This is a genomic window from Staphylococcus warneri (assembly GCF_900636385.1).
Classification (GTDB): domain Bacteria; phylum Bacillota; class Bacilli; order Staphylococcales; family Staphylococcaceae; genus Staphylococcus; species Staphylococcus warneri.
Map to the genome: position 1 here is coordinate 649056 of NZ_LR134269.1, position 21680 is coordinate 670735.

23 protein-coding genes are annotated in these 21680 nt (G+C 32.1%); 15 read left to right on the top strand and 8 right to left on the bottom strand.

Annotated elements, in window-relative coordinates:
* The first annotated feature begins 2 nt into the window (after positions 1-2).
* The 5 genes from EL082_RS03020 (at position 3) to EL082_RS03040 (ending at position 2964) form a co-directional block, all read left to right on the top strand.
* Positions 3-449, top strand: a complete 447-nt coding sequence (locus EL082_RS03020) for a molybdenum cofactor biosynthesis protein MoaE (RefSeq protein WP_002465448.1) — start codon at positions 3-5, stop codon at positions 447-449.
* 1 nt (position 450) lies between these two features.
* A complete protein-coding gene (moaD, locus tag EL082_RS03025; RefSeq protein WP_103286151.1) occupies positions 451-684 on the top strand; it encodes a molybdopterin converting factor subunit 1 in 234 nt (77 codons plus the stop codon).
* A gap of 5 nt (positions 685-689) precedes the next feature.
* The gene (gene mobA, locus EL082_RS03030) at positions 690-1292 is read left to right on the top strand and encodes a molybdenum cofactor guanylyltransferase MobA (protein ID WP_002465414.1); all 603 of its coding nucleotides are present in this window, start codon (positions 690-692) and stop codon (positions 1290-1292) included.
* Positions 1293-1307: 15 nt separating this feature from the next.
* Positions 1308-2330, top strand: coding sequence for a GTP 3',8-cyclase MoaA (moaA, locus tag EL082_RS03035; RefSeq protein ID WP_015364787.1), 1023 nt, complete (start codon positions 1308-1310; stop codon positions 2328-2330).
* 283 nt (positions 2331-2613) lie between these two features.
* Entirely contained in the window at positions 2614-2964 is a 351-nt protein-coding gene (locus EL082_RS03040) for a SarA family transcriptional regulator (RefSeq protein ID WP_002465440.1), read from the top strand.
* A gap of 88 nt (positions 2965-3052) precedes the next feature.
* Here EL082_RS03040 and EL082_RS03045 read toward each other — a convergent pair whose 3' ends face one another.
* Positions 3053-4258: an MFS transporter gene (locus EL082_RS03045; RefSeq protein ID WP_002465434.1), complete on the bottom strand. Its 1206-nt coding sequence runs from the start codon at positions 4256-4258 to the stop codon at positions 3053-3055.
* Complete coding sequence (locus EL082_RS03050; RefSeq protein ID WP_002465446.1) at positions 4255-4689, bottom strand: MarR family winged helix-turn-helix transcriptional regulator; 435 nt, start codon at positions 4687-4689, stop codon at positions 4255-4257. Before EL082_RS03050 ends, EL082_RS03045 begins: the two co-directional genes overlap by 4 nt.
* A 173-nt stretch (positions 4690-4862) precedes the next feature.
* On the opposite strand from EL082_RS03050, the gene EL082_RS03055 reads away from it, so the two are divergent.
* The 3 genes from EL082_RS03055 to EL082_RS03070 all read left to right on the top strand — a co-directional run bounded on the left by EL082_RS03055 (position 4863) and on the right by EL082_RS03070 (position 10623).
* Positions 4863-5624 carry a VOC family protein gene (locus EL082_RS03055; RefSeq protein WP_103286150.1) on the top strand — a complete coding sequence of 254 codons (762 nt, stop codon included), beginning with the start codon at positions 4863-4865 and terminating at the stop codon, positions 5622-5624.
* Between the two features lie 461 nt (positions 5625-6085).
* The gene (locus tag EL082_RS03065; protein WP_002466510.1) at positions 6086-7336 is read left to right on the top strand and encodes a lipid II:glycine glycyltransferase FemX; all 1251 of its coding nucleotides are present in this window, start codon (positions 6086-6088) and stop codon (positions 7334-7336) included.
* Positions 7337-7458: 122 nt separating this feature from the next.
* Positions 7459-10623, top strand: coding sequence for an efflux RND transporter permease subunit (locus tag EL082_RS03070; protein ID WP_002466480.1), 3165 nt, complete (start codon positions 7459-7461; stop codon positions 10621-10623).
* Positions 10624-10670: 47 nt separating this feature from the next.
* Here the strand turns inward: EL082_RS03070 and mspA are convergent, their stop codons facing one another.
* Positions 10671-10988: a membrane stabilizing protein MspA gene (gene mspA, locus EL082_RS03075; protein ID WP_015364788.1), complete on the bottom strand. Its 318-nt coding sequence runs from the start codon at positions 10986-10988 to the stop codon at positions 10671-10673.
* Positions 10989-11091: 103 nt separating this feature from the next.
* Complete coding sequence (locus tag EL082_RS11900) at positions 11092-11259, bottom strand: SE1832 family protein (protein ID WP_002466504.1); 168 nt, start codon at positions 11257-11259, stop codon at positions 11092-11094.
* A gap of 135 nt (positions 11260-11394) precedes the next feature.
* Between EL082_RS11900 and EL082_RS03080 the strand changes: the two genes are divergently transcribed.
* Positions 11395-12306: an AEC family transporter gene (locus EL082_RS03080; protein ID WP_002466477.1), complete on the top strand. Its 912-nt coding sequence runs from the start codon at positions 11395-11397 to the stop codon at positions 12304-12306.
* A 105-nt stretch (positions 12307-12411) separates the two neighbouring features.
* Here EL082_RS03080 and EL082_RS03085 read toward each other — a convergent pair whose 3' ends face one another.
* The 3 genes from EL082_RS03085 to EL082_RS03095 all read right to left on the bottom strand — a co-directional run bounded on the left by EL082_RS03085 (position 12412) and on the right by EL082_RS03095 (position 15148).
* Positions 12412-13203 carry a glucose 1-dehydrogenase gene (locus EL082_RS03085; RefSeq protein WP_031464033.1) on the bottom strand — a complete coding sequence of 264 codons (792 nt, stop codon included), beginning with the start codon at positions 13201-13203 and terminating at the stop codon, positions 12412-12414.
* Between the two features lie 22 nt (positions 13204-13225).
* Positions 13226-14089 carry a GRP family sugar transporter gene (locus EL082_RS03090; RefSeq protein WP_002466496.1) on the bottom strand — a complete coding sequence of 288 codons (864 nt, stop codon included), beginning with the start codon at positions 14087-14089 and terminating at the stop codon, positions 13226-13228.
* A 165-nt stretch (positions 14090-14254) separates the two neighbouring features.
* Positions 14255-15148: a GNAT family N-acetyltransferase gene (locus EL082_RS03095; RefSeq protein WP_002466515.1), complete on the bottom strand. Its 894-nt coding sequence runs from the start codon at positions 15146-15148 to the stop codon at positions 14255-14257.
* Between the two features lie 180 nt (positions 15149-15328).
* On the opposite strand from EL082_RS03095, the gene EL082_RS03100 reads away from it, so the two are divergent.
* Both EL082_RS03100 and EL082_RS03105 read left to right on the top strand, forming a co-directional pair.
* Positions 15329-17467: a DNA topoisomerase III gene (locus EL082_RS03100; RefSeq protein ID WP_103286149.1), complete on the top strand. Its 2139-nt coding sequence runs from the start codon at positions 15329-15331 to the stop codon at positions 17465-17467.
* A 111-nt stretch (positions 17468-17578) separates the two neighbouring features.
* On the top strand, positions 17579-18913 hold the full coding sequence (locus tag EL082_RS03105; RefSeq protein WP_002466521.1) for an NCS2 family permease: 1335 nt from the start codon (positions 17579-17581) through the stop codon (positions 18911-18913).
* 64 nt (positions 18914-18977) lie between these two features.
* On the opposite strand, the gene EL082_RS03110 is transcribed toward EL082_RS03105, so the two are convergent.
* A complete protein-coding gene (locus EL082_RS03110; RefSeq protein ID WP_002450527.1) occupies positions 18978-19370 on the bottom strand; it encodes a hypothetical protein in 393 nt (130 codons plus the stop codon).
* Positions 19371-19725: 355 nt separating this feature from the next.
* Between EL082_RS03110 and rpsJ the strand changes: the two genes are divergently transcribed.
* From rpsJ to rplW, 4 genes are read left to right on the top strand one after another with little or no spacing between them, the layout of a single operon-like run.
* Positions 19726-20034: a 30S ribosomal protein S10 gene (gene rpsJ / locus EL082_RS03115; protein ID WP_001118667.1), complete on the top strand. Its 309-nt coding sequence runs from the start codon at positions 19726-19728 to the stop codon at positions 20032-20034.
* A gap of 27 nt (positions 20035-20061) precedes the next feature.
* Positions 20062-20733: a 50S ribosomal protein L3 gene (gene rplC / locus EL082_RS03120; protein ID WP_002450526.1), complete on the top strand. Its 672-nt coding sequence runs from the start codon at positions 20062-20064 to the stop codon at positions 20731-20733.
* Between the two features lie 28 nt (positions 20734-20761).
* Complete coding sequence (gene rplD, locus EL082_RS03125; protein ID WP_002450525.1) at positions 20762-21385, top strand: 50S ribosomal protein L4; 624 nt, start codon at positions 20762-20764, stop codon at positions 21383-21385.
* Complete coding sequence (gene rplW, locus EL082_RS03130; RefSeq protein WP_002450524.1) at positions 21385-21660, top strand: 50S ribosomal protein L23; 276 nt, start codon at positions 21385-21387, stop codon at positions 21658-21660. The genes rplD and rplW overlap by 1 nt, the downstream gene beginning before the upstream one ends.
* Positions 21661-21680 lie beyond the last annotated feature (20 nt).

The window sequence follows — 21680 nt, forward strand, 5'->3', positions numbered from 1 at the left end:
AAATGAAGCAATTTGAAATCGTAACTACACCGATTCAAACTGAACCCTATCGTGAATTCACATTAAATGAACATCAAGGTGCAATGGTCATGTTTACTGGTCATGTACGTGAATGGACGAAAGGCGTTAAAACAGAGTATTTAGAATATGAAGCATATATTCCAATGGCAGAGAAGAAAATGGCTCAAATTGGCCAAGAAATAGAAGAAAAGTGGCCAGGAACCGTCACAACTATTGTTCACAGAATAGGTCCATTACAAATTTCAGACATAGCTGTTTTAATTGTCGTATCTTCTCCACATCGTAAATATGCGTATCAGGCAAATGAATATGCCATAGAGCGAATTAAAGAAATTGTTCCAATTTGGAAAAAAGAAATTTGGGAAGATGGATCGGAGTGGCAAGGGCACCAAAAAGGTAGCTACGAGGAAAGTCAAAGGGGGAAGTGAAATGAAAGTACTCTACTTTGCAGAACTTAAAGATATGATTAATCAACAGTCAGAATCAATTGATTTGTCAGAGAAAGTAACTGTTGAAGTTTTTAAAGACTTATTATTACAACGACATCCTGAATTAACACATAAGCAATTTCAAATTGCGGTAAATGAAGAATTTGTAAAAGACAAAGATATGATAGGATCTGGTGATACTGTGGCACTCATACAACCAGTCAGCGGAGGATAAAATAAATGAAAGCAATTATACTCGCTGGAGGAGAATCCAGACGTTTTGGACGTCCTAAAGCATTTGCCGAAGTTGAAGGTCAAATGTTTTATCAGCGTATTATCAAAGTATTAGAATCAACAAATATGTTTAATGACATTTTGATTAGTACAAATAATCAATTAAAAAATCAATTTGACCATACGAACGTGGTCGTGGATACCGAGGAGCATAAAGGGAAAGGCCCATTAGCAGGTATATTTACAGCTATGCAACAGTATCCAGATGAAGAATTATTTTTTGTAGTGTCAGTTGATACACCTATGATCAGTGAAAGAGCTATTAATCAACTCTATCAATTTATGGTGTCACACTTAATAGATGATCAAATAGATATCGCAACGGTAAAAGCATCAGGGCGTTATATTCCAACTATAGGTTTTTATAGTCCTAAGACGAAAGCCGTTATAGAAGATATTCTAGAGTCCGATGATTATAGTTTTAAACAATTATATAATCAAATGAATATAGATTGGATTAAAGTAGAAGACATCAAAGCACCGTCATATTGGTATTATAATATCAATTCACAACAAGACTTGGACACTTTAAAACAACAGTTAAGTTAATAAGGAGGGTCCATGATGGTAGAGCAAATTAAAGATAAATTAGGTCGACCAATAAGAGATTTAAGATTATCTGTCACTGATAGATGTAATTTTAGATGTGATTATTGCATGCCAAAAGAAATATTTGGTGATGATTTTGTCTTTTTACCCAAAGAAGAATTATTAACATTCGAAGAGATGGTAAGAATATCTAAGCTTTACGCGCAATTGGGTGTTAAAAAAATAAGAATTACTGGTGGTGAACCACTACTACGTAGAAATCTTTACCAACTCATAGAGCAACTGAATCAAATTGAAGGTATAGAAGATATTGGATTGACTACAAATGGCTTACTATTAAAAAAACATGGTCAAAATTTATATAATGCAGGTTTAAGACGAATTAATATTAGTCTAGACGCGATAGATGATGAAGTTTTTCAAGCTATTAACAACCGAAATATTAAAGCATCTACAATACTAGAACAGATTGATTATGCTATATCAATAGGGTTTGAAATTAAGGTGAATGTAGTCATTCAAAAAGGCATTAATGATGATCAAATCATTCCGATGTTAGATTACTTTAAAGATAGAGGCATTGAAATCAGATTTATAGAGTTTATGGATGTTGGGAACGACAATGGTTGGGATTTCAGTAAAGTAGTAACTAAAGATGAAATGTTAAGTATGATAGAAGAACATTTTGATATAGAACCAGTAGAACCAAAATATTTTGGTGAGGTTGCAAAGTACTATAGACATAAAGATAATCAAGTGAAATTTGGATTGATTACAAGTGTTTCTCAGTCATTTTGTTCATCTTGTACTAGGGCACGTTTATCTTCAGATGGAAAATTTTATGGTTGTTTATTTGCAGAAGTAGAGGGGTTTGATGTCAAAGCTTTAATGCGATCAGGTGCAACAGATGCAATGTTATTAGAGCAATTTAAAGCACTATGGCATGTTAGAGATGATCGTTACTCTGATGAGCGAACTGAACAAACCGTTCAAAATAGAAAGCGTAATAAAATAAACATGAATTATATAGGCGGATAGCATTAAACTATAAAACTAATTATGAATAAAAGAAGACTCATATTTTAGAAACAATTATTCGATTAATGGATTTAAAACGTTTTGTGATATCTGTGCTTTTACATTTATTTACTTTTCAATATTAAAATCGTACTTTAAAATGATGTAATTCCAAACCAATTTTAGACTTAAATTTAATATTTGTAATAGATAAAATTCTAACAATGTTATATAATAAAGTTAAGCAATTTAATTGTACAATACAAACATCACATCTAAGAATCAACATAGAAGGCATTTTATTATGACAAATAAAGTACAAGGTTTTATTGCATCTGAAAGAGAGCTAAGTCAACTTAAGCATTGGTTGAAATCAACTTATCGTATTTCAATTGAAGAGTTTGTTGTATTATACAAAGTCTTTGAAGGAGAGAAAATAAGTGGAAAAGAATTAAGAGATACATTACATTTTGAAATGCTTTGGGATACAAGTAAAATTGATGTCATTATCCGTAAAATCTATAAAAAAGAACTTATTTCAAAACTACGTTCTGAAACAGACGAACGACAAGTCTATTATTTCTTCAATGCGTCACAAAAGAAATTAATTGATAAAATGATTAATGAAATAGAAGCGATTAGTATTGCAAACTAACTATATAATGAAAAAGAAAGCTAGAGAAGCCTTGTTAATGAGGTTTCTCTAGCTTTTTAAATTTAATAAAATTAGCTTGATTTAATCATTATTCATAAGAATACGTATGTCTAACTTTCTTACCATGTACCAAGAAGTATACAGCTGTAGTTAATAGACCTAATATAGCCATTGCGCCATAAATCTGACTATATGAAACCATATGCGTAAATAATCCTAAGAATGAAGGTCCAAAACCTACGCCGATATCTAGACCAATAAAATAAGTTGATGTGGCTAAGCCATATTTAGATGATGGTGAAACTTTTATAGAAATAGCTTGCATAGATGAAGAAAGGTTTCCATATCCTATACCTAGTAAAATACCAGCAAGTAATAATAAGCCACTGTTATAACTGAAAACTAAACAAATAAAACATAGTATTTGTGCAATGAATGCTGGGTAAACCACAACATTTTCATTTTTATTATCCATGAGACGGCCTGCTATAGGTCGTGTGACTAATGAAGCGATAGCATAGAAAATAAAGAAATAACTTGCTGCATTAACTAAGTCACGTTGTTCCGCAAACACTTGTAAATAAGTTAATATAGCTGCATAAGTTACACCAACTAACATCATCACAAATGCTACTGGAACTGCCTCTTTGGCGATAAAGTTATGGATACTGAACCCCTTAGGTTCTGAAGCATTATGACTGGGTTTAACAGTTTCAAAATCTATTTTAATGAATAAAGATAATAGTAAACCAATGATTCCTAATGCAATACATAAAGTGAATAGTACAGTGATTGAAAAGGCATTAAGCAGCAGAATACCAAAGAAAGGTCCTACGGCAGTACCTAATACTAAACTTAATGAAAATAAGCTGATACCTTCACTTTTACGAGTTTGAGGCGTTACATATGCTGCTATAGTTCCTGTAGCTGTAGTAGCAATCGCTGTCGCAATACCATTTATTAAACGTACAAACATTAAGAAATAAATATTACTTGGAATAAAATAAAGTGCTTGAGTTATTATCAAACAACTTAAACCAAATATTAATATCTTTTTAGGACCAAATAAATTTACATATTTACCTGTTCCAAAACGACCTATTAATGATCCTACAATAAATAAACCAACGACAAGGCCTGCTAAACTATCTGATGCATGATATTCAGTCTTACTATATCCAGCAATTACAACAATCAACAAATACATACATAAGTATACGAAAAAGTTTATGATGAAATTTAGATTGAAGCGTTTGGTAAAAATAGGTGCTTTAGTTGCTGACGATTCATTCATTCTTGACTCTCCTTTAGTATTGTTTCATAAATGATAGACATTGACTCGATAATTTTTGATAATTGTTGCTCATTAACACCTGATTTCTTAATAATTTCACTTTGTATTTCATTAACCTCTTTATTAATCGCGTTAAATAATTGCATGCCTTCTTCTGTTAAACTCAACCATTTTTGACGCTTGTCATTACCCGTTGTAAATGTGATCAATTCTTTTTCTAACAATACTTTGATAAACTTTCGTGTTGTTGGTTTCTCTATAGAACGACGGTAAGAAATGTTAACTAAAGTCGTCGGTTGGAATTGAGCTATGTCTTTTAATACAAGCCATTGACCAGTATGGATATCATATCGGTCCAATATTGGTTGTGTTAATTTAATATAAGGTCGATAAATACTTATAAAACTATTAAAAAAATCATTACTAATCATGAGTACACCCCAAAATATTATAAATTAGTTAGCTTGGCTAACCTTTTTAAACGCAAGCATTATTATAGGACTAAAAGCTATATTTTGCAATACTTTTTTGCTAGGTTTTAGAAGTAAATTATCGATACATTTGTTAAAATAAGGATTAAGAAATGTAAAAAGGAGCTCATAACATGGATTTGAAATTTGATCATATCATTCATTATATTGATCAATTAGAGCAATTTAAGTTTCCAGGTGAAGTTGTTAAACTCAATTCCGGAGGGAAACATCATAAATTTGGAACATTTAATAAATTGTCCTATATAAATGAAAATTACATAGAATTTTTAGATGTAGAAGACCAAGAGAAATTACAAAAATTAGCTAAAACCGAAGAGGGTAGAGTGTCATTTGCGACGAAAATAGCTCAAGATAACTTTAAACAAGGATTCAAAACAATATGTTTAAGAACAAGTAATATTGATGCGATTAAACAGACATTAGAAGATAGAAATATAGATGTCATTGGTCCTGTAAATATGGAAAGAGAAACTAAAAGAGGTGAAAAAATAACGTGGCGTCTTATCTATATAGCTGATCCAAGTTATATGGTCAAACCACCATTCTTTATTCAATGGGATCAAGGAGACGCCAATCGACATGAACAACTAAAGTCGTTATATCAAACTCAATTTTCTATTGATATGATTATGGTTTCAAGTAGTAAGAGAGCTCAGACAGTTAAGAACTGGCAAAATTGGTTTGATATGGAAATAGTTGAAGAAACTGAGAAATATACGGATTTGATTTTGAAAGAAGACCAGATATATTTTCGTATTGAAGATGGTAAACAATCTGGTTATCATACCGTAGTGCTTAAGGATACTGAAGCTACGGCACCATATTCACTATATATTAGAGGTGCTAAATATCGATTCGAGCCGATTCATTAATATAGATAATTATAGGCACTTTGAATAATAATAGCGATATGAATAAAAACAACGATAACAGATATAACACTTAAGCAACTACACAAAGAAGTCGTTCTAATTAATAAAAATAGTATAGATAATACTAAAGTGAATATTGCTATGATGACTTTCAGACTAAAATAGTCAATGGTAAATCCACTTTGTACAGTAGTAATAATAGAAACAAGATTAAAAACAATGAACAATACAATGAGTGTTGGCCGCATTAAATACACTACTTTCCTTTAGAATTAGATAGTATATTATATCAAGATTAATCTAACTTTAAAAACGAATTAAACTTGATAAAAATACTCATCTAGTATCGATGGAAATAAAGTTAAATATTGAAGTTTAATCGTTAATGTGTTTTGTCGACACTTATATTCAGACGTTGTATAATTATAGGTATTGTTAATATAAAGGAGATATTATAAACCATGGAAAAGATGAATATCACTAATCAAGAACATGACGCATTTGTAAAATCTCATCCAAATGGCGATTTACTGCAACTTACGAAATGGGCAGAAACTAAGAAATTGACTGGATGGTATTCAAGAAGGATTGCGGTTGGTGAAAATGGTGAAATCAAAGGTGTTGGACAATTATTATTTAAGAAGATTCCTAAACTACCATTTACATTATGTTATGTTTCAAGAGGATTTGTAACAGATTATGATAACAAAGATGCGTTATCACAATTATTAGAAGAAGCGAAAAAAGTAGCTAAAGACGAAAAAGCCTATGCTATTAAAATAGATCCAGATGTTGAAGTCGAACATGGTGCAGAAGCATTGAAGAATTTACGTAACCTAGGCTTTAGACACAAAGGATTTAAAGAAGGATTATCTAAAGATTATATTCAACCTAGAATGACTATGATAACGCCAATAGATAAATCAGACGAAGATATTATCCAAAGTTTTGAAAGACGAAATCGTTCTAAAGTAAGACTTGCCCTTAAACGTGGTACAAAGGTTGAAAGAGCTGGCAGAGAAGGCTTAAAAACTTTTGCGCATTTAATGCAAATTACTGGTGAGCGTGATGGTTTCTTAACGCGTGACATTAGCTATTTTGAAAATATATATGATGCCTTACATGATGATGGTGATGCAGAACTATTCTTAGTTAAGTTAGAACCTAAACCGGTCCTTGAAACGGTAAACTCAGAAATAACAGATTTAGAAAATGAAATTGAAAAGCTTCAAAATAAAAAGCAAGACAAAAAAACATTAAATAAGATTAATGATGCAAATAACAAAATTAAAAAGTCTCAGGATTTAAAAAATGATTTGTTAGAACTTGAAAAAGAACATCCAGACGGCATTTATCTGTCAGGTGCATTATTAATGTTTGCAGGAAATAAATCATATTACTTATATGGTGCATCATCTAATGATTTCCGTGATTTTCTACCAAACCATCATATGCAATATACAATGATGAAATATGCGCGTGATCATGGTGCAACAACATATGACTTTGGCGGCACTGATAATAATCCTGACAAAGAGTCTGATCATTATGGATTATGGACGTTCAAAAAAGTATGGGGCACTTATTTAAGTGAAAAAATTGGTGAATTTGACTATGTTTTAAATCAACCATTGTATCAACTTATCGAACAAGTGAAACCTAAATTAACGAAAGCTAAAATTAAACTTTCACGAAAATTAAAACGTAAATAAATTTAACCATTTTATCTGAACGATTCTGTCTATAAAAGAACGTTCAGATTTTTTTGAATGAACATTGCAATTTATGCGTATCGAACTAAGACTAGAAATTAATAAAAGGGGACACTTGATAAATGATAAAAAAACTATTGCAATTTTCTCTTGGTAATAAATTCGCAATTTTCCTTATGGTATTACTTGTTATTTTAGGAGGCGTTTATGCTAGCGCTAAATTAAAGCTTGAATTATTACCAGATGTTGAAAATCCTATGATTTCTGTCCAAACAACAATGCCAGGTGCAACACCGCAAACGACACAAGATGAAATTAGTAGTAAAATTGATAGCCAAGTGAGATCGATGGCTTATGTTAAAAGTGTCAAAACAGAATCTATTCAAAATGCTTCTATAGTGACTGTTGAATATAATAATGACACAGATATGGATAAAGCAGAGGAACAATTAAAGAAGGAAATAGACAAAATCAAATTTAAAGATGGTGTCAGTGACCCTGAATTAACACGTAATTCGATGGATGCCTTTCCTATTATCGCATATTCTTTAACTGATAAAGATAATGATTTAAAATCGGTGACGAAAAAGTTAAATCAACAGCTTATTCCTAAATTACAAACAATTGATGGTGTACAAAATGCACAATTAAATGGTCAAACCAATCGTGAAGTGACATTAAAATTCAAACAAAAAGAGTTAGATAGTAAAGGTGTCACGGCAGACGATGTTGAAAACTATCTGAAGACTGCCACTAGGGAAACACCCTTAGGTTTATTCCAATTTGGAGATACAGACAAATCAATTGTTGTAGATGGTCAATTTACTTCTGTTGATGCATTTAAGAATCTAAAGATACCAGCGACGATTGCTGGTCAAGGACAAAGTAGCGAAAGCGGTAGTGCTGATAATCAAGATAGTGAAAGTTTAATGCCATCTGAACCATCATCAGCGAGTAGTTCAAAGCAAGGTTCATCTAGCTCAATGCCATCATTTAAATTAAAAGATGTAGCGGATATATCAGTTGGTGATGAACGTACATCAATTTCTAAAACAAATGGTAAGGATGCAGTTAACTTACAAATTACTAAAGCACAAGATGCTAATACTGTTCAAGTTGCCAAAGATGTACAGAAAAAAGTAGATGAATTTGAAAAAAATAATAGTGAAATGAAAGCCATTAAAACAATGGATACAGCAAAGCCTATTGAAGATTCATTATATACGATGATTGAAAAAGCAGCTTTAGGTACCATTGTAGCGATAGTAGTTATACTTTTATTCTTAAGAAATATAAGAACAACGGCCATTTCAATTGTTTCAATACCAATGTCAATCTTAATAGCATTAGTTGCACTTAAATTATCTAATGTATCATTAAATATATTGACATTAGGTGCCCTAACAGTAGCAATTGGACGTGTCATTGATGATTCTATTGTTGTTGTAGAAAATATATATAGACGCTTATCAGATAGAAATGAACAACTTAAAGGTGATTCACTTATTGTCAGTGCTACAACGGAAGTGTTTAAACCTATTCTATCTTCAACTCTTGTGACTATCATTGTATTCTTACCACTAGCATTCGTATCAGGATCAGTTGGTGAGATGTTCAGACCATTTGCATTAGCTATCACATTCAGTTTATTAGCGTCATTATTAGTATCTATTACTGTTGTTCCGGCATTAGGTTCAACATTGTTTAGAAAAGGAATTCAAACTAAACCTCAGAAACAAGCGCAAGGTGTAATCAGCACTGGTTATAAAAAGTTACTCAATTGGTCTCTCAATCATAAATGGATAGTTATTATCATTAGTATTGTTCTACTAGTAGGCAGCATTGGTCTAGGCGCGGCTAAACTAGGTACAAGCTACATTTCATCAGGTGATAATAAATTCATGGCGTTAACTTATACACCAAAACCTGGAGAAACTGAAAAATCGGTACTTGAACATGGTGAACAAGTTCAAAAATATCTTAAAACAAAAAATAAAGTAAAAACAGTACAATACTCAGTAGGTGGACCCACACCTTCTGATCCTACAGGAAGTACAAATAGTATGGCCTTGATGGTAGACTACGATAAAGACACACCTAACTTTGAGGAAGAACCAGATAAGGTCCTTAAGCATGTCGATTCCTTTAAACATCCAGGACAATGGAAAAACCAAGATTTAGGAACTGGTGCAGGTAATGATTCTATTGAAGTGACAGTTCAAGGACCTTCAACAGATGCGATTAAAGGTACAGTTCATAAAATAGAAAGTACAATGAAAGATGTTAAAGGCATCAATAATGTCAAATCCGACTTGTCAGAAACATATCAACAATATGAAGTCAAAGTCGACCAAAATAAAGCGGCTGATAATGGTATATCTGCTAGCCAGTTAGCTATGAATTTAAATGAAAACTTACCTGAAAAAACAGTTACGACAGTAAAGGAAAATGGTAAGAAAATTGATGTGAAAGTAAAACAAAACAAACAGACAGATTGGTCTCAAAGTAAATTAGAAAATATTAAATTGAAGAAACCAACGGGTGGAACAATTAAATTAAGTGAGATTGCCAAACTGGAAAAATCTTCAACACCAAGTAAACTAACACAAGAAGATGGTGACTATTCAACAACAGTTTCTGGTAAGATAACAAATAGCGATGTCGGTGGTACTTCTCAAAAAGTCATGTCAAAAGTCAATAAGATGGATAAACCACATGGTGTAAAAGTGAACGTTGGTGGTGCAACAGATGATATTAATTCTGCTATGTCTCAACTTGCGATAGCGATGTTAGCAGCAATTATTATAGTATATCTTATCTTAGTCATTACGTTTAAAGGTGGTTTAGCACCATTTACCATTTTATTCTCGTTACCATTTACGGTTATTGGCGTTGTGCTTTCACTTGTAATTACAGGCGAAACCATTTCAGTACCTAGTTTGATTGGTATGTTGATGTTAATTGGTATTGTAGTGACCAACGCAATCGTATTAATAGATAGAGTAATAAATAACGAAAAATCTGGAATGGATATGAAATCTGCATTAATAGAAGCAGGTGGCACAAGAATACGTCCTATTTTAATGACAGCCATTGCAACAATAGGTGCATTGGTACCATTACTCTTTGGGGAAGACAGTTCTATATTAATTTCTAAAGGTATGGCTGCAACAGTTATTGGAGGACTTATTTCTTCAACGATATTAACACTTATCGTTGTTCCGGTAATTTATGAAATATTATTTACACTTAAAGATAAAATATATCGAAAACTAAACAGAAAATAGTATGTAAAAAGCCTCTTATCCCAACTAAGGGATAAGAGGCTTAATTATTAATATAAAATTAAGGTTAGAATAATATAAATAACAAATAATCCAATGGATAAGATGTTTAATATGTTTACACCTTTTACATCATTTTTTAGTGATTTAAATGCTGTTACTTCAACATTACCAACTAACAGTAATAAGACTATGAATACCCACCAATTTTCATTTGGGAATTGCATTGTAGTAATAGCAACTACAAATAATAATAACACAGCCATGATTATTCTTAAGATTCTAGTAAATATAGAATTCATTTTGAATATACTTATGTAACTTACAATTAAGTATAGTAAAGGTAATAAGATTAAGTATAATTTCATGAATTGACATCCTTTCTATTTCGAATTTATATTAGCACGTTCTATTACTTATGACTAGGATGTCTTTAATAAAAAATGTAATGATATTGTGACACCACAAACACTATTGTTCATTTATTTGCTTTCTCACCATAGCCATCTCTTTTTCGATTTCTTCTAATTGATTAACTAGTGGATCGATATTTTGATTTAATGACTCACGTTTTTCCAAATCACCTTGTAGGCGCGTGTAATCATATTTAAGTTCAGCTAATTTAGATTCTAAATTCATTCAAAGACAACTCCTTTATTTTTAATTTTACAGAGTATTTAAATTATATCATGAAACAAAGTGGTTCTAAAATTTATAGCAAATGTGTTAAAGTTATCAATTGTAAGAGTTGAGATACGTGAAAGAAGGGTTGGTATGACGGAGCAATTTGTAATGATTATTCTTTTAATCGCTTTAGGGTACTTTTTAAAGCGAATTAATTATTTAAAAGCAACGGATAGTCAAGTACTTTCCACTTTAGTTTTAAATGTAACCCTACCTTCTTTAGTGATTGTTAATTTGAATCATGCTGATTTAAATCCATCGTTTTCGATATTGCCTGTTATGATGATTATTTACGGAGTATTAGCTAAAATTATCGTTATTTGGTGTTTTCGAAAATATAATAATCAAATGCGTGGTTCAGTAGGTATGATGATTGGTTCTATGAATATTGGGTTATTTGCTTATCCACTTGTAGATGCTATTTGGCCGGGAACGGGTATGGTTTATTTTGGAATGGTTGATATTGGTGGAGCAGTAATTATGTTCGGTCTAACTTACTTTGTTGGTAGTTACTATAGTGAGGGAAGCGACCAGTTTAACTTTAAATTTTTAGGACTAAAACTAATTCAATCGGTTCCGCTAGTTACATACATTGTTATGTTTACGTTAAATATGGCTAATATACATTTACCAAAAGTAGCCATAGATTTCTTTTCAATTTTAGGTAAAGCCAATATGCCAATGTCTATGATTTTATTAGGTGTTATGCTGAGCTTTACAATTGATCGAGCGTATTTACCTATTGCAATCAAATACCTATGTCTACATTACGGAATTGGCTTAGGTGCAGGACTTCTTGTACATTATTTCTTACCGGTATCTGATCAAATGATTAAAACAACATTATTAATCACATGGTTATTACCTGTAGGAGTGGCGATTATACCTTATTCAATTCAATTTAAATACAAAACGTTACCTTTAATAGGGATGGTTACTAATTTAACGATTGTCATTAGTATTATTATATTATATATGTATCAAGCATTCTTTGTTTCATAGTCATTTTGTCACAGAACTAAAATAAAAACCATGCAATACAAGCAAACATAGTGTTATTAAATAACATATATTGTGCATGTATATTGCATGGTTTATTTTTTTGATTTAGCCTTTACCACCCATAAATGCAGGATAGTTTGTCATACCACCATCAACATAAATGGTAGTACCATGAACATAATGAGCTAAATCTGATGCTAAGAATAAAGCTACATTAGCAATGTCTTGAGCATCACCAATTTCTTTGGCAGGAATCATTTCTAATGTTTCTGCACGTGTTTTTGGGTCAGAGAATTTTTCTTTGGTATGTTCAGTAACAATAGCCCCAGGAGATATATTGTTAATTCTGATACCAAACTGAGCATATTCCATCGACATTGTTTCCATCATTAATTTTAATCCACCTTTACTAGAAGCGTAATGGACGTAATTAGGCCATGGAATTGTGTCGTGAACACTTGAAGTATTAATGATAACACCTTGTTTATCTTCATCTCTGAATTGTTTTATCGCTTCTCTTGAACCGATAAAAGCGCCAGTTAAGTTAATATCTATAACTTTTTGCCATTCTTCAAGCGTCATTTCATGAGTTGGTGTTGGTTTTTCAAAACCAGCATTATTAATCATAATATCTAACGTTCCAAAATGATTAACGGTTTGTTTAATTAAGTTGATCACATCTTCTTCTTTTGATACATCACCTTGAACAAGTAAAGCATCTCCACCAGCTTGTTTGATTATATCTACTGATTCTTGTAAAGAATCATCATGTTTATCAGAGCGATAGTTAAGTACAACTTTGGATTTAGCTTTACCAAAGTTTTCTGCAAATGATTTTCCAATACCACTACCGGCTCCTGTAATAATGACTACTTTATTTTCTAAGTCTTTAAACATTTAAGAGCCTCCTATAAATAAATTATTTTAGATTACCTAAAATAATAGCAGCAATGATAATAAGGATAATACCTGACCATATCCCTGTCATCTGACGACTGTCTTTTTTCTCTCCTAAGATAAAGATACCGCCAAGTGTAGATACGATAACTAATAATTGAGATAATGAAAAACTAGTTGCAACGCCTACTTTAGGTTGTGAATAGAACATAAATAAGTTACCGATTGCCCATACTACACCAGGAATAAGGTTTAAGGCAGTAGACTTGATTGATGTTTTATGATTCATTGATAAAATGAATCCACCAATTGCCATTCCGACTGATTGGAAGAATAGCGCTTTAGTACCACTAACATTAAAGATATCTCCTAATACAACATAACCAACATAACCAACTGTTGAAATTAAAAGAATACCCATTGCTTTTTTGAACTCTGGATCGTCAGATTTTCCTTCGTTTTTAGCTTTTAATGATGTTAATGCTATACCTGCGACTAATAGCACCATGGATAATAGACCGAATACAACTTGTACCATAGTACTCCATTCACCAAGGAAAATAACACTAAATAGAGTGGTGCCGACCAACTGCATGCCAGTTGAGATAGGCATTGTTTTAGATACACCAATTAAATTAACAGATTTTAATTGGTTCCCTTGACCGAATGCCCAAAGAGCACCAGAGAATAATCCAACTATAATGACTGTTAAATCGTCAAATGCTGCATTACCAGTTAAAAGTAAACAAATACCTACAATGAGTGCACCTAAAGTGGTACCTCTGATTTGGTTATAGGGGCCACCACCAACGAAAACATTGATAATAACAACACTACCCCAAAATAGTGCTGGTAACAATGCTATTAAAATATCAAGAAACTGCATATGTTTCTCACTCTCCTAAATTACGAATTAAGTGCTCCCCTTAATAACACTTGGAGTTAATTCTAAAACAAATTGATAGAATAGTAAAAAACATCGCTCGAATATTGGTTTGCTGCATTAAAAAAATACATCCCCCAATTATAGGAAGATGTATAATAGACATTTTTAATTATCGGTATTATTAACTGTTTCATGTATATGTTGTGGTTCTAATTTATATTTTTTGTATTCGTAGTTCGTTTTAAAACCTAATTCGTTAAATCGTTCCACAAGTCTACTGTTTTTATTACGTATTTTGAAATAAACTTTGCGCAAATCAAAATGAATAAATGCATAATTTAATGCGTATTCTAATAAATCAAAGGCGATACCCTTCATACGATAATCAATATGTGAACTGAAATACTTTATTTCAGCACTAGCTTGTTGCGTATTAACGTCTAAATATAAATAACCTTTTAATAAACCTTCACTAACGAATAGGAATAATCGATGTGTCTCATCAATACTATTTATGATGTCATTTGCATCCATAGCATCGTGTTTGAATGTTTTTTGATGCATACGTGAAAATGCACGATAAAATCCTTTTTGGTATTCAATAATATTTTGTTCACTTCCTAGATCGCCTATATCTTGATGAGCTTCTAAATAATAGTCTGTGAAATTATAACTCGCTTGAATTTGTTTAACGAAAGGTTTATATGTTTGTACGCCTTCTTCGAATGAAAAATTATATACCGCATAATCAGGTTGCCCAGCTATCATAGTGTCAAATAATTGTTGGAATAATTCCGGAGACAATGTGTAATTTGCTTCTATAAATGGACCAATAACTTTGAATTTATAAGTTTCATATGGAATTGCAAAAATTAGTGCTTTGATTTGGCTATCTTCAATAATGGCAAATGCGCCAGGATGATTAATTGCTTCTTCTAATAATTGATCAAATTCAGTAAATTGTTGAGGTATTTTATATAAATAGGAAGTTACTTGGTAATCAGAAGTTTCAATGAAAGATTTTATTTCTTTTGGGTCATTCAACTGAATAATGTCCATAATCCTACCTCCGTAACATAGTGATTAATATAATTATATGGGTAATTACAAATAAATGAAAGTTAATTGATACATGTACATGTTACAATTAATGTAATCCATTAAACATAATTATTATAGACATTAAAAAAGCTTAAATCTATATTTATTATAGTTAAATAAGAAAGGGAATTATCACAAATGCAATCATTAATTTTAGCAGAAAAACCTTCAGTTGCACGAGATATTGCAAGTGCACTTAATATAAATCAGAAAAGGAATGGTTATTTTGAAAATAATCAATATATTGTAACTTGGGCACTAGGTCATCTAGTTACGAATGCAACACCTGAACAATATGACAAGGCTTTTCAGGAATGGAAACTTGAAGATTTACCAATCATTCCGAAACAAATGAAAACAGTAGTGATTGGCAAAACAAGTAAACAATTTAAAACAGTAAAGTCATTAATGCAAAAAGACAATGTTAATGAAATAATCATTGCCACAGATGCTGGTAGAGAAGAGGAGCTCGTTGCAAGACTTATTTTAGATAAAGTTGGAAACAAAAAACCTATTAAGCGATTATGGATAAGTTCAGTAACTAAGAAAGCTATTAAAGATGGTTTTAATCATCTAAAAGATGGCCGTCAATATCAACACTTATACGAAGCAGCACTAGCAAGAAGTGAGGCAGATTGGGTAGTTGGTATCAATGCAACAAGAGCTTTGACAACAAAATATGATGCACAATTATCTTTAGGTCGAGTTCAAACGCCTACCATTCAATTGGTTCAATCTCGTCAAAATGAAATTAATGAATTTAAACCGCAAACATACTATACATTAACAATTAAAGTAGACGGGTTTGAGTTTAATTTTGATTCTGGGCAACGTCGAGTCACTGACCAACAAGAACTTAAATCAATAGTAGATGATATAAAAAATAAAAAGGGTCAAATAGAAAATGTAGTATCAAAACATAAAAAGACTTACCCTAGATCTTTATATAACTTAACGGATTTACAACAAGATGCTTATCATCGCTATAAGATGGGACCAAAAGAAACGTTAAATACTTTACAGAATTTATATGAAAGACATAAATTAGTTACATATCCGCGTACTGATTCTAATTATTTAACAACCGATATGGTGTCAACTATAAAAGAAAGATTACAAGCATTATTGGCGACAGAATATAAAGAAAATATAAGAGCATTAATGTCTCAATCTTATTCTACTAAAATGAATATATTTAATAACCAAAAAGTTTCTGATCACCATGCAATCATTCCAACCGAAATAAGACCTGACTTATCTCAATTAAGTAATAGAGAAATGAAAATCTATATGTTAATAGTAGAAAGATTTCTTGAAAGTTTAATGCCACCATATGAATATCAACATATTAAAGTGCATTTAGTAGTAGGTCAGTTCAAATTTGTATTAAACGAAAATGTCACAACTCAATTAGGGTTTAAAGCATTGAAACAACAAGAAACAGAAATTGTTACTCAGAATCCTTTTAAAAATAACCAAACAGTTAATATACAACATACCGATATAAAGTCACATCAAACAACACCGCCAGATTATTTTAATGAAGGAACATTATTAAAAGCTATGGAAAGTCCTCAGAATTATATACATTTGGATGATAAAAAACACGTACATACACTTAAAGAAGCGGGGGGTATTGGGACTGTTGCCACACGAGCTGATATTATTGAAAAGCTCTTCAATATGAATGCAATTGAATCAAGAGATGGCAAAATTAAAGTAACATCAAAAGGTAAACAAATTTTAGAGCTTGCACCATCAAAATTAACATCACCATTATTAATGGCTGAATGGGAAGAAAAATTACTATTAATTGAAAAAGGAAAATATAATAAGCAGCAATTTATAAAAAAGATGAAGGAATTTACGACTGAAATTGTAAACATTATTAAGAATAGTGAACAGAAATACAAACACGATAATTTAACCACTACCGAATGTCCTACATGTGGTAAATTTATGATTAAAGTCAAAACCAAAAATGGTCAAATGTTAGTTTGCCAAGATCCAACATGTAAAACAAAAAAAAATATTCAAAGAAAAACAAACGCGCGTTGTCCAAACTGTAAAAAGAAAATGACTTTATTTGGTAGAGGAAAAGATGCAACATATAGATGTGTATGTGGTCATTCAGAAACCCAAGCGCAGATGGATAAACGTATGAAAGAAAAATCGAGTGGTAAAGTATCCAAAAAAGAAATGAAAAAATATATGAATCAACAAGAAGAACTTGATAATAATCCGTTTAAAGATGCTTTAAAAAATCTAAAATTATAAATAAATTCGAACAAAAACGTGCCGAAAATTATGAAAGTTCGTATTTAGTATTGTCTTTTTAGAAAATTGGTATTAAAATATTAAAGTATTTCAAAAAAAGGAGCATTAGCCGTGAAAAAATACTTCAAGTTCGATGAATATGGTACAAACTTTAAAAGAGAAATCTTGGGTGGTATCACTACTTTCTTATCAATGGCGTATATTTTAGCAGTAAATCCACAAGTTTTAAGTTTAGCAGGAGTTAAGGGTGTATCTGCAGATATGAAGATGGATCAAGGAGCCATTTTTGTAGCAACTGCCTTAGCAGCATTTGTAGGTTCATTATTTATGGGCCTTATTGCTAAGTATCCAATTGCGTTAGCACCAGGAATGGGATTAAATGCATTCTTCGCATTTACAGTTGTTTTAACAATGGGCATTCCTTGGAAAGTCGGTTTAACAGGCGTTTTATTCTCGGGTATCTTCTTCGCGATTTTGACCGTCACTGGTCTTCGAGAGATTATCATTAACGCGATTCCGTATCAAATGAAAATGGCCGTCTCAGCTGGGATAGGATTGTTTATCACCTTTGTCGGTTTACAAAGTTCAGGTATCATTGTTAAAAATGATTCAACATTAGTCACACTTGGTCATTTAACAAAAGCGCCAGTGTTATTAGCAATATTTGGTATTGTAATTACAGTAGTATTATATGCAAAAAAAGTACCAGGTTCTATATTTATTGGTATGATTATCACTGCCATAGTTGGTATGATTACAGGTCAAATTCATACACCTACTGGCGTTGTTGGTCAAATTCCTAGTATCAAACCAACATTTGGTGCTGCATTTGAAGCATTTAAAGATCCAGGACAATTATTTACGATACAATTCTTAATTGTCATTTTAACTTTCTTATTTATAGATTTCTTTGATACAGCAGGTACTTTAGTTGCAGTAGCAACTCAAGCCGGTATCATGAAAGATAATAAATTACCGAGAGCAGGTAGAGCTTTATTCTCAGACTCACTAGCAACAATTGTAGGTGCTATTTTCGGTACTACAACAACTACATCTTACATTGAATCAACTTCAGGTGTAGCAGTAGGTGCTAGAACAGGTTTTGCCAGTATTGTAACTGGATTCTGTTTCTTATTAGCATTATTCTTTAGTCCATTAATCGCTGTAGTTACAAGTGCGGTTACAACGCCAGCACTTGTCGTAGTAGGTGTGTTAATGGCAGCGAATTTTGCTGAAATCAATTGGAAACGATTCGAAGTTGCAGTTCCAGCATTTATTACAATTATCATGATGCCTTTATCATATTCAATAGCTACTGGTATTGCATGTGGATTTATATTCTATCCAATTACTATGTTAATTAGTAAAAGACATAAAGAAGTACATCCGATTATGTATGTATTAATGGTATTATTCATTTTATACTTCGTATTCGTACATGGCTAAATAAAAAGGACGTTCACACCAACATGAGTGTGAACGTCTTTTTTAGATTGAAGTAATAAGATATCTATTTAGATTTATGACCATCTTTATATTGTGTATAGATGACTCTTGCGTTTTTATTCGGAATGTACGTTGGCGCAGCTAGTACAATAAAGACAAAGAAAATCATCAATACAAACAATGCCCAATGAATAATCATACCTACAAAAGGAATAAATGCGACAAACGATCCAATGATCCCAAGTATCGGAATAATCACCATAGGTTTAATAGTATTTTGAGTATCTACTAATAATATTATAGTAAGAATTAGATATAAAAATGCATTAAATAATAATGGCTGCCATCCAAAGCTTACAATAACGCTGCCACCTAAAAATGGAATGCCGTAAAAGAATTCGCAAATGATTAAAAATACTCCAATAATTGCTAGGGTTAGTTTAATACCGTTTTTCATTTAATTCACCCCCGTTCTCTTCTATTATAATAAAAAGAAACTAAAGTTAGTATTAAAAAGTTTATAACAGACAAAATGAAAATAGAAATAAAGTAAAAAAATTCCCTAAAACGGTTGAATAAGCAATACATTTAAAGTACAATAACAAAGTATGTGTTAGACAAAACAGAAAAAAGTTAGTGAAAACCATTGATTTATCAGTGTTTTTCATGTAACATATCTAATGTTGGACTTTAAGAAACGCGATGAAGCGAAAGGTTACTGACACACCCGGCCGCTTTGCCATGGCGCTGTGTGAGATAGTTTTCGTGGAGAAGTCTATCACTTAAATGTAGACGAATAAGGAGGGAAAATTATGGCAAAACAAAAAATCAGAATCAGATTAAAAGCTTATGATCACCGCGTGATTGATCAATCAGCAGAGAAAATTGTTGAAACTGCTAAACGTTCTGGTGCAGATGTTTCTGGACCAATTCCGTTACCAACTGAAAAGTCAGTTTATACAATCATCCGTGCCGTGCATAAGTACAAAGATTCACGTGAACAATTCGAACAACGTACTCATAAACGTTTAATCGATATTGTTAACCCAACACCAAAAACAGTTGATGCTCTTATGGGCTTAAACTTACCATCTGGTGTAGACATCGAAATCAAATTATAATAGAAAAATTTAGGAGGTGGACTTTCGATGACCAAAGGAATCTTAGGAAGAAAAATCGGGATGACACAAGTGTTTGGAGAAAACGGTGAATTAATCCCAGTTACAGTAGTAGAAGCAGGACAAAACGTTGTATTACAAAAGAAAACTGAAGAAGTTGATGGTTACAACGCAATCCAAGTAGGATTTGAAGATAAAAAAGCATACAAAAAAGGTTCTAAAACTAATAAATATGCTAATAAACCAGCTGAAGGTCATGCTAAAAAAGCTGACACAGCACCTAAGCGCTTCATTCGTGAATTCAGAAACGTTAACGTTGATGAATACGAAGTAGGTCAAGAAGTCTCAGTTGATACATTCGAAACTGGTGACATCATTGATGTTACAGGCGTTTCAAAAGGTAAAGGTTTCCAAGGTGCTATTAAACGTCACGGACAAGCTCGTGGACCAATGGCACACGGTTCTCATTTCCACAGAGCACCAGGTTCTGTAGGTATGGCTTCAGATGCTTCAAGAGTATTTAAAGGTCAAAAAATGCCAGGCCGTATGGGTGGAAACACAGTTACTGTACAAAACCTAGAAGTAGTACAAGTTGACACTGAAAACAGTGTAATCTTAGTAAAAGGTAATGTACCTGGACCTAAAAAAGGTTTAGTAGAAATTTCAACTTCAATTAAATCAATTAAAAAAGGTAATAAATAATTAACAAGCGAAAGGAGGAAAATGCATAATGGCTAATTATGATGTTTTAAAAGTAGACGGATCAAAAAGTGGTTCAGTTGAATTAAGCGATGCAGTATTTGCAATCGAACCTAATAATAGCGTTCTATTTGAAGCTATTAATTTACAACGTGCTTCATTACGTCAAGGTACACATTCTGTTAAAAACCGTTCAGCAGTACGTGGCGGTGGACGTAAACCATGGAGACAAAAAGGAACAGGTCGTGCTCGTCAAGGTACAATCCGTGCACCACAATGGCGTGGCGGTGGCGTTGTATTCGGACCAACTCCAAGAAGTTATGGTTACAAAATGCCTAAGAAAATGCGTCGTTTAGCATTACGTTCTGCATTATCATTCAAAGTTAAAGAAAATGGATTCACAGTTGTAGATGCATTCGGTTTCGATGCACCAAAAACAAAAGAATTCAAAAATGTTTTAACTACATTAGAACAACCTAAAAAAGTCTTAGTAGTTGTTGAAAACGAAGATGTAAATGTTGAATTATCAGCACGTAACATCCCAGGTGTTCAAGTAACAACTGCTCAAGGTTTAAATGTATTAGATATCACAAGCGCTGACAGTGTTGTAATCACTGAAGCTGCTGCTAAAAAAGTTGAGGAGGTGCTCGGATAATGGAAGCTAGAGATATTCTTAAGCGCCCCGTAATCACTGAGAAATCTTCAGAAGCAATGGCAGAAGATAAATATACATTCGATGTTGATACTCGTGCTAACAAAACACAAGTTAAAATTGCTGTTGAAGAAATCTTCGACGTAAAAGTTGATAATGTAAACATCATCAACTACAAACCTAAGAAAAAGCGTATGGGCCGTTACCAAGGCTACACAAATAAAAGAAGAAAAGCGATTGTAAAACTTAAAGAAGGTTCAATCGACTTATTCAACTAAAAAACATTACCAATAAGGAG

What these genes read in the sequence shown, in the direction of transcription:
- EL082_RS03020 (WP_002465448.1), top strand. Translation starts at nt 3, where the DNA reads ATGAAGCAATTTGAAATCGTAACTACACCGATTCAAACTGAACCCTAT.
- moaD (WP_103286151.1), top strand. Translation starts at nt 451, where the DNA reads ATGAAAGTACTCTACTTTGCAGAACTTAAAGATATGATTAATCAACAG.
- mobA (WP_002465414.1), top strand. Translation starts at nt 690, where the DNA reads ATGAAAGCAATTATACTCGCTGGAGGAGAATCCAGACGTTTTGGACGT.
- moaA (WP_015364787.1), top strand. Translation starts at nt 1,308, where the DNA reads ATGGTAGAGCAAATTAAAGATAAATTAGGTCGACCAATAAGAGATTTA.
- EL082_RS03040 (WP_002465440.1), top strand. Translation starts at nt 2,614, where the DNA reads ATGACAAATAAAGTACAAGGTTTTATTGCATCTGAAAGAGAGCTAAGT.
- EL082_RS03045 (WP_002465434.1), bottom strand. Translation starts at nt 4,258, where the DNA reads ATGAATGAATCGTCAGCAACTAAAGCACCTATTTTTACCAAACGCTTC.
- EL082_RS03050 (WP_002465446.1), bottom strand. Translation starts at nt 4,689, where the DNA reads ATGATTAGTAATGATTTTTTTAATAGTTTTATAAGTATTTATCGACCT.
- EL082_RS03055 (WP_103286150.1), top strand. Translation starts at nt 4,863, where the DNA reads ATGGATTTGAAATTTGATCATATCATTCATTATATTGATCAATTAGAG.
- EL082_RS03065 (WP_002466510.1), top strand. Translation starts at nt 6,086, where the DNA reads ATGGAAAAGATGAATATCACTAATCAAGAACATGACGCATTTGTAAAA.
- EL082_RS03070 (WP_002466480.1), top strand. Translation starts at nt 7,459, where the DNA reads ATGATAAAAAAACTATTGCAATTTTCTCTTGGTAATAAATTCGCAATT.
- mspA (WP_015364788.1), bottom strand. Translation starts at nt 10,988, where the DNA reads ATGAAATTATACTTAATCTTATTACCTTTACTATACTTAATTGTAAGT.
- EL082_RS11900 (WP_002466504.1), bottom strand. Translation starts at nt 11,259, where the DNA reads ATGAATTTAGAATCTAAATTAGCTGAACTTAAATATGATTACACGCGC.
- EL082_RS03080 (WP_002466477.1), top strand. Translation starts at nt 11,395, where the DNA reads ATGACGGAGCAATTTGTAATGATTATTCTTTTAATCGCTTTAGGGTAC.
- EL082_RS03085 (WP_031464033.1), bottom strand. Translation starts at nt 13,203, where the DNA reads ATGTTTAAAGACTTAGAAAATAAAGTAGTCATTATTACAGGAGCCGGT.
- EL082_RS03090 (WP_002466496.1), bottom strand. Translation starts at nt 14,089, where the DNA reads ATGCAGTTTCTTGATATTTTAATAGCATTGTTACCAGCACTATTTTGG.
- EL082_RS03095 (WP_002466515.1), bottom strand. Translation starts at nt 15,148, where the DNA reads ATGGACATTATTCAGTTGAATGACCCAAAAGAAATAAAATCTTTCATT.
- EL082_RS03100 (WP_103286149.1), top strand. Translation starts at nt 15,329, where the DNA reads ATGCAATCATTAATTTTAGCAGAAAAACCTTCAGTTGCACGAGATATT.
- EL082_RS03110 (WP_002450527.1), bottom strand. Translation starts at nt 19,370, where the DNA reads ATGAAAAACGGTATTAAACTAACCCTAGCAATTATTGGAGTATTTTTA.
- rpsJ (WP_001118667.1), top strand. Translation starts at nt 19,726, where the DNA reads ATGGCAAAACAAAAAATCAGAATCAGATTAAAAGCTTATGATCACCGC.
- rplC (WP_002450526.1), top strand. Translation starts at nt 20,062, where the DNA reads ATGACCAAAGGAATCTTAGGAAGAAAAATCGGGATGACACAAGTGTTT.
- rplD (WP_002450525.1), top strand. Translation starts at nt 20,762, where the DNA reads ATGGCTAATTATGATGTTTTAAAAGTAGACGGATCAAAAAGTGGTTCA.
- rplW (WP_002450524.1), top strand. Translation starts at nt 21,385, where the DNA reads ATGGAAGCTAGAGATATTCTTAAGCGCCCCGTAATCACTGAGAAATCT.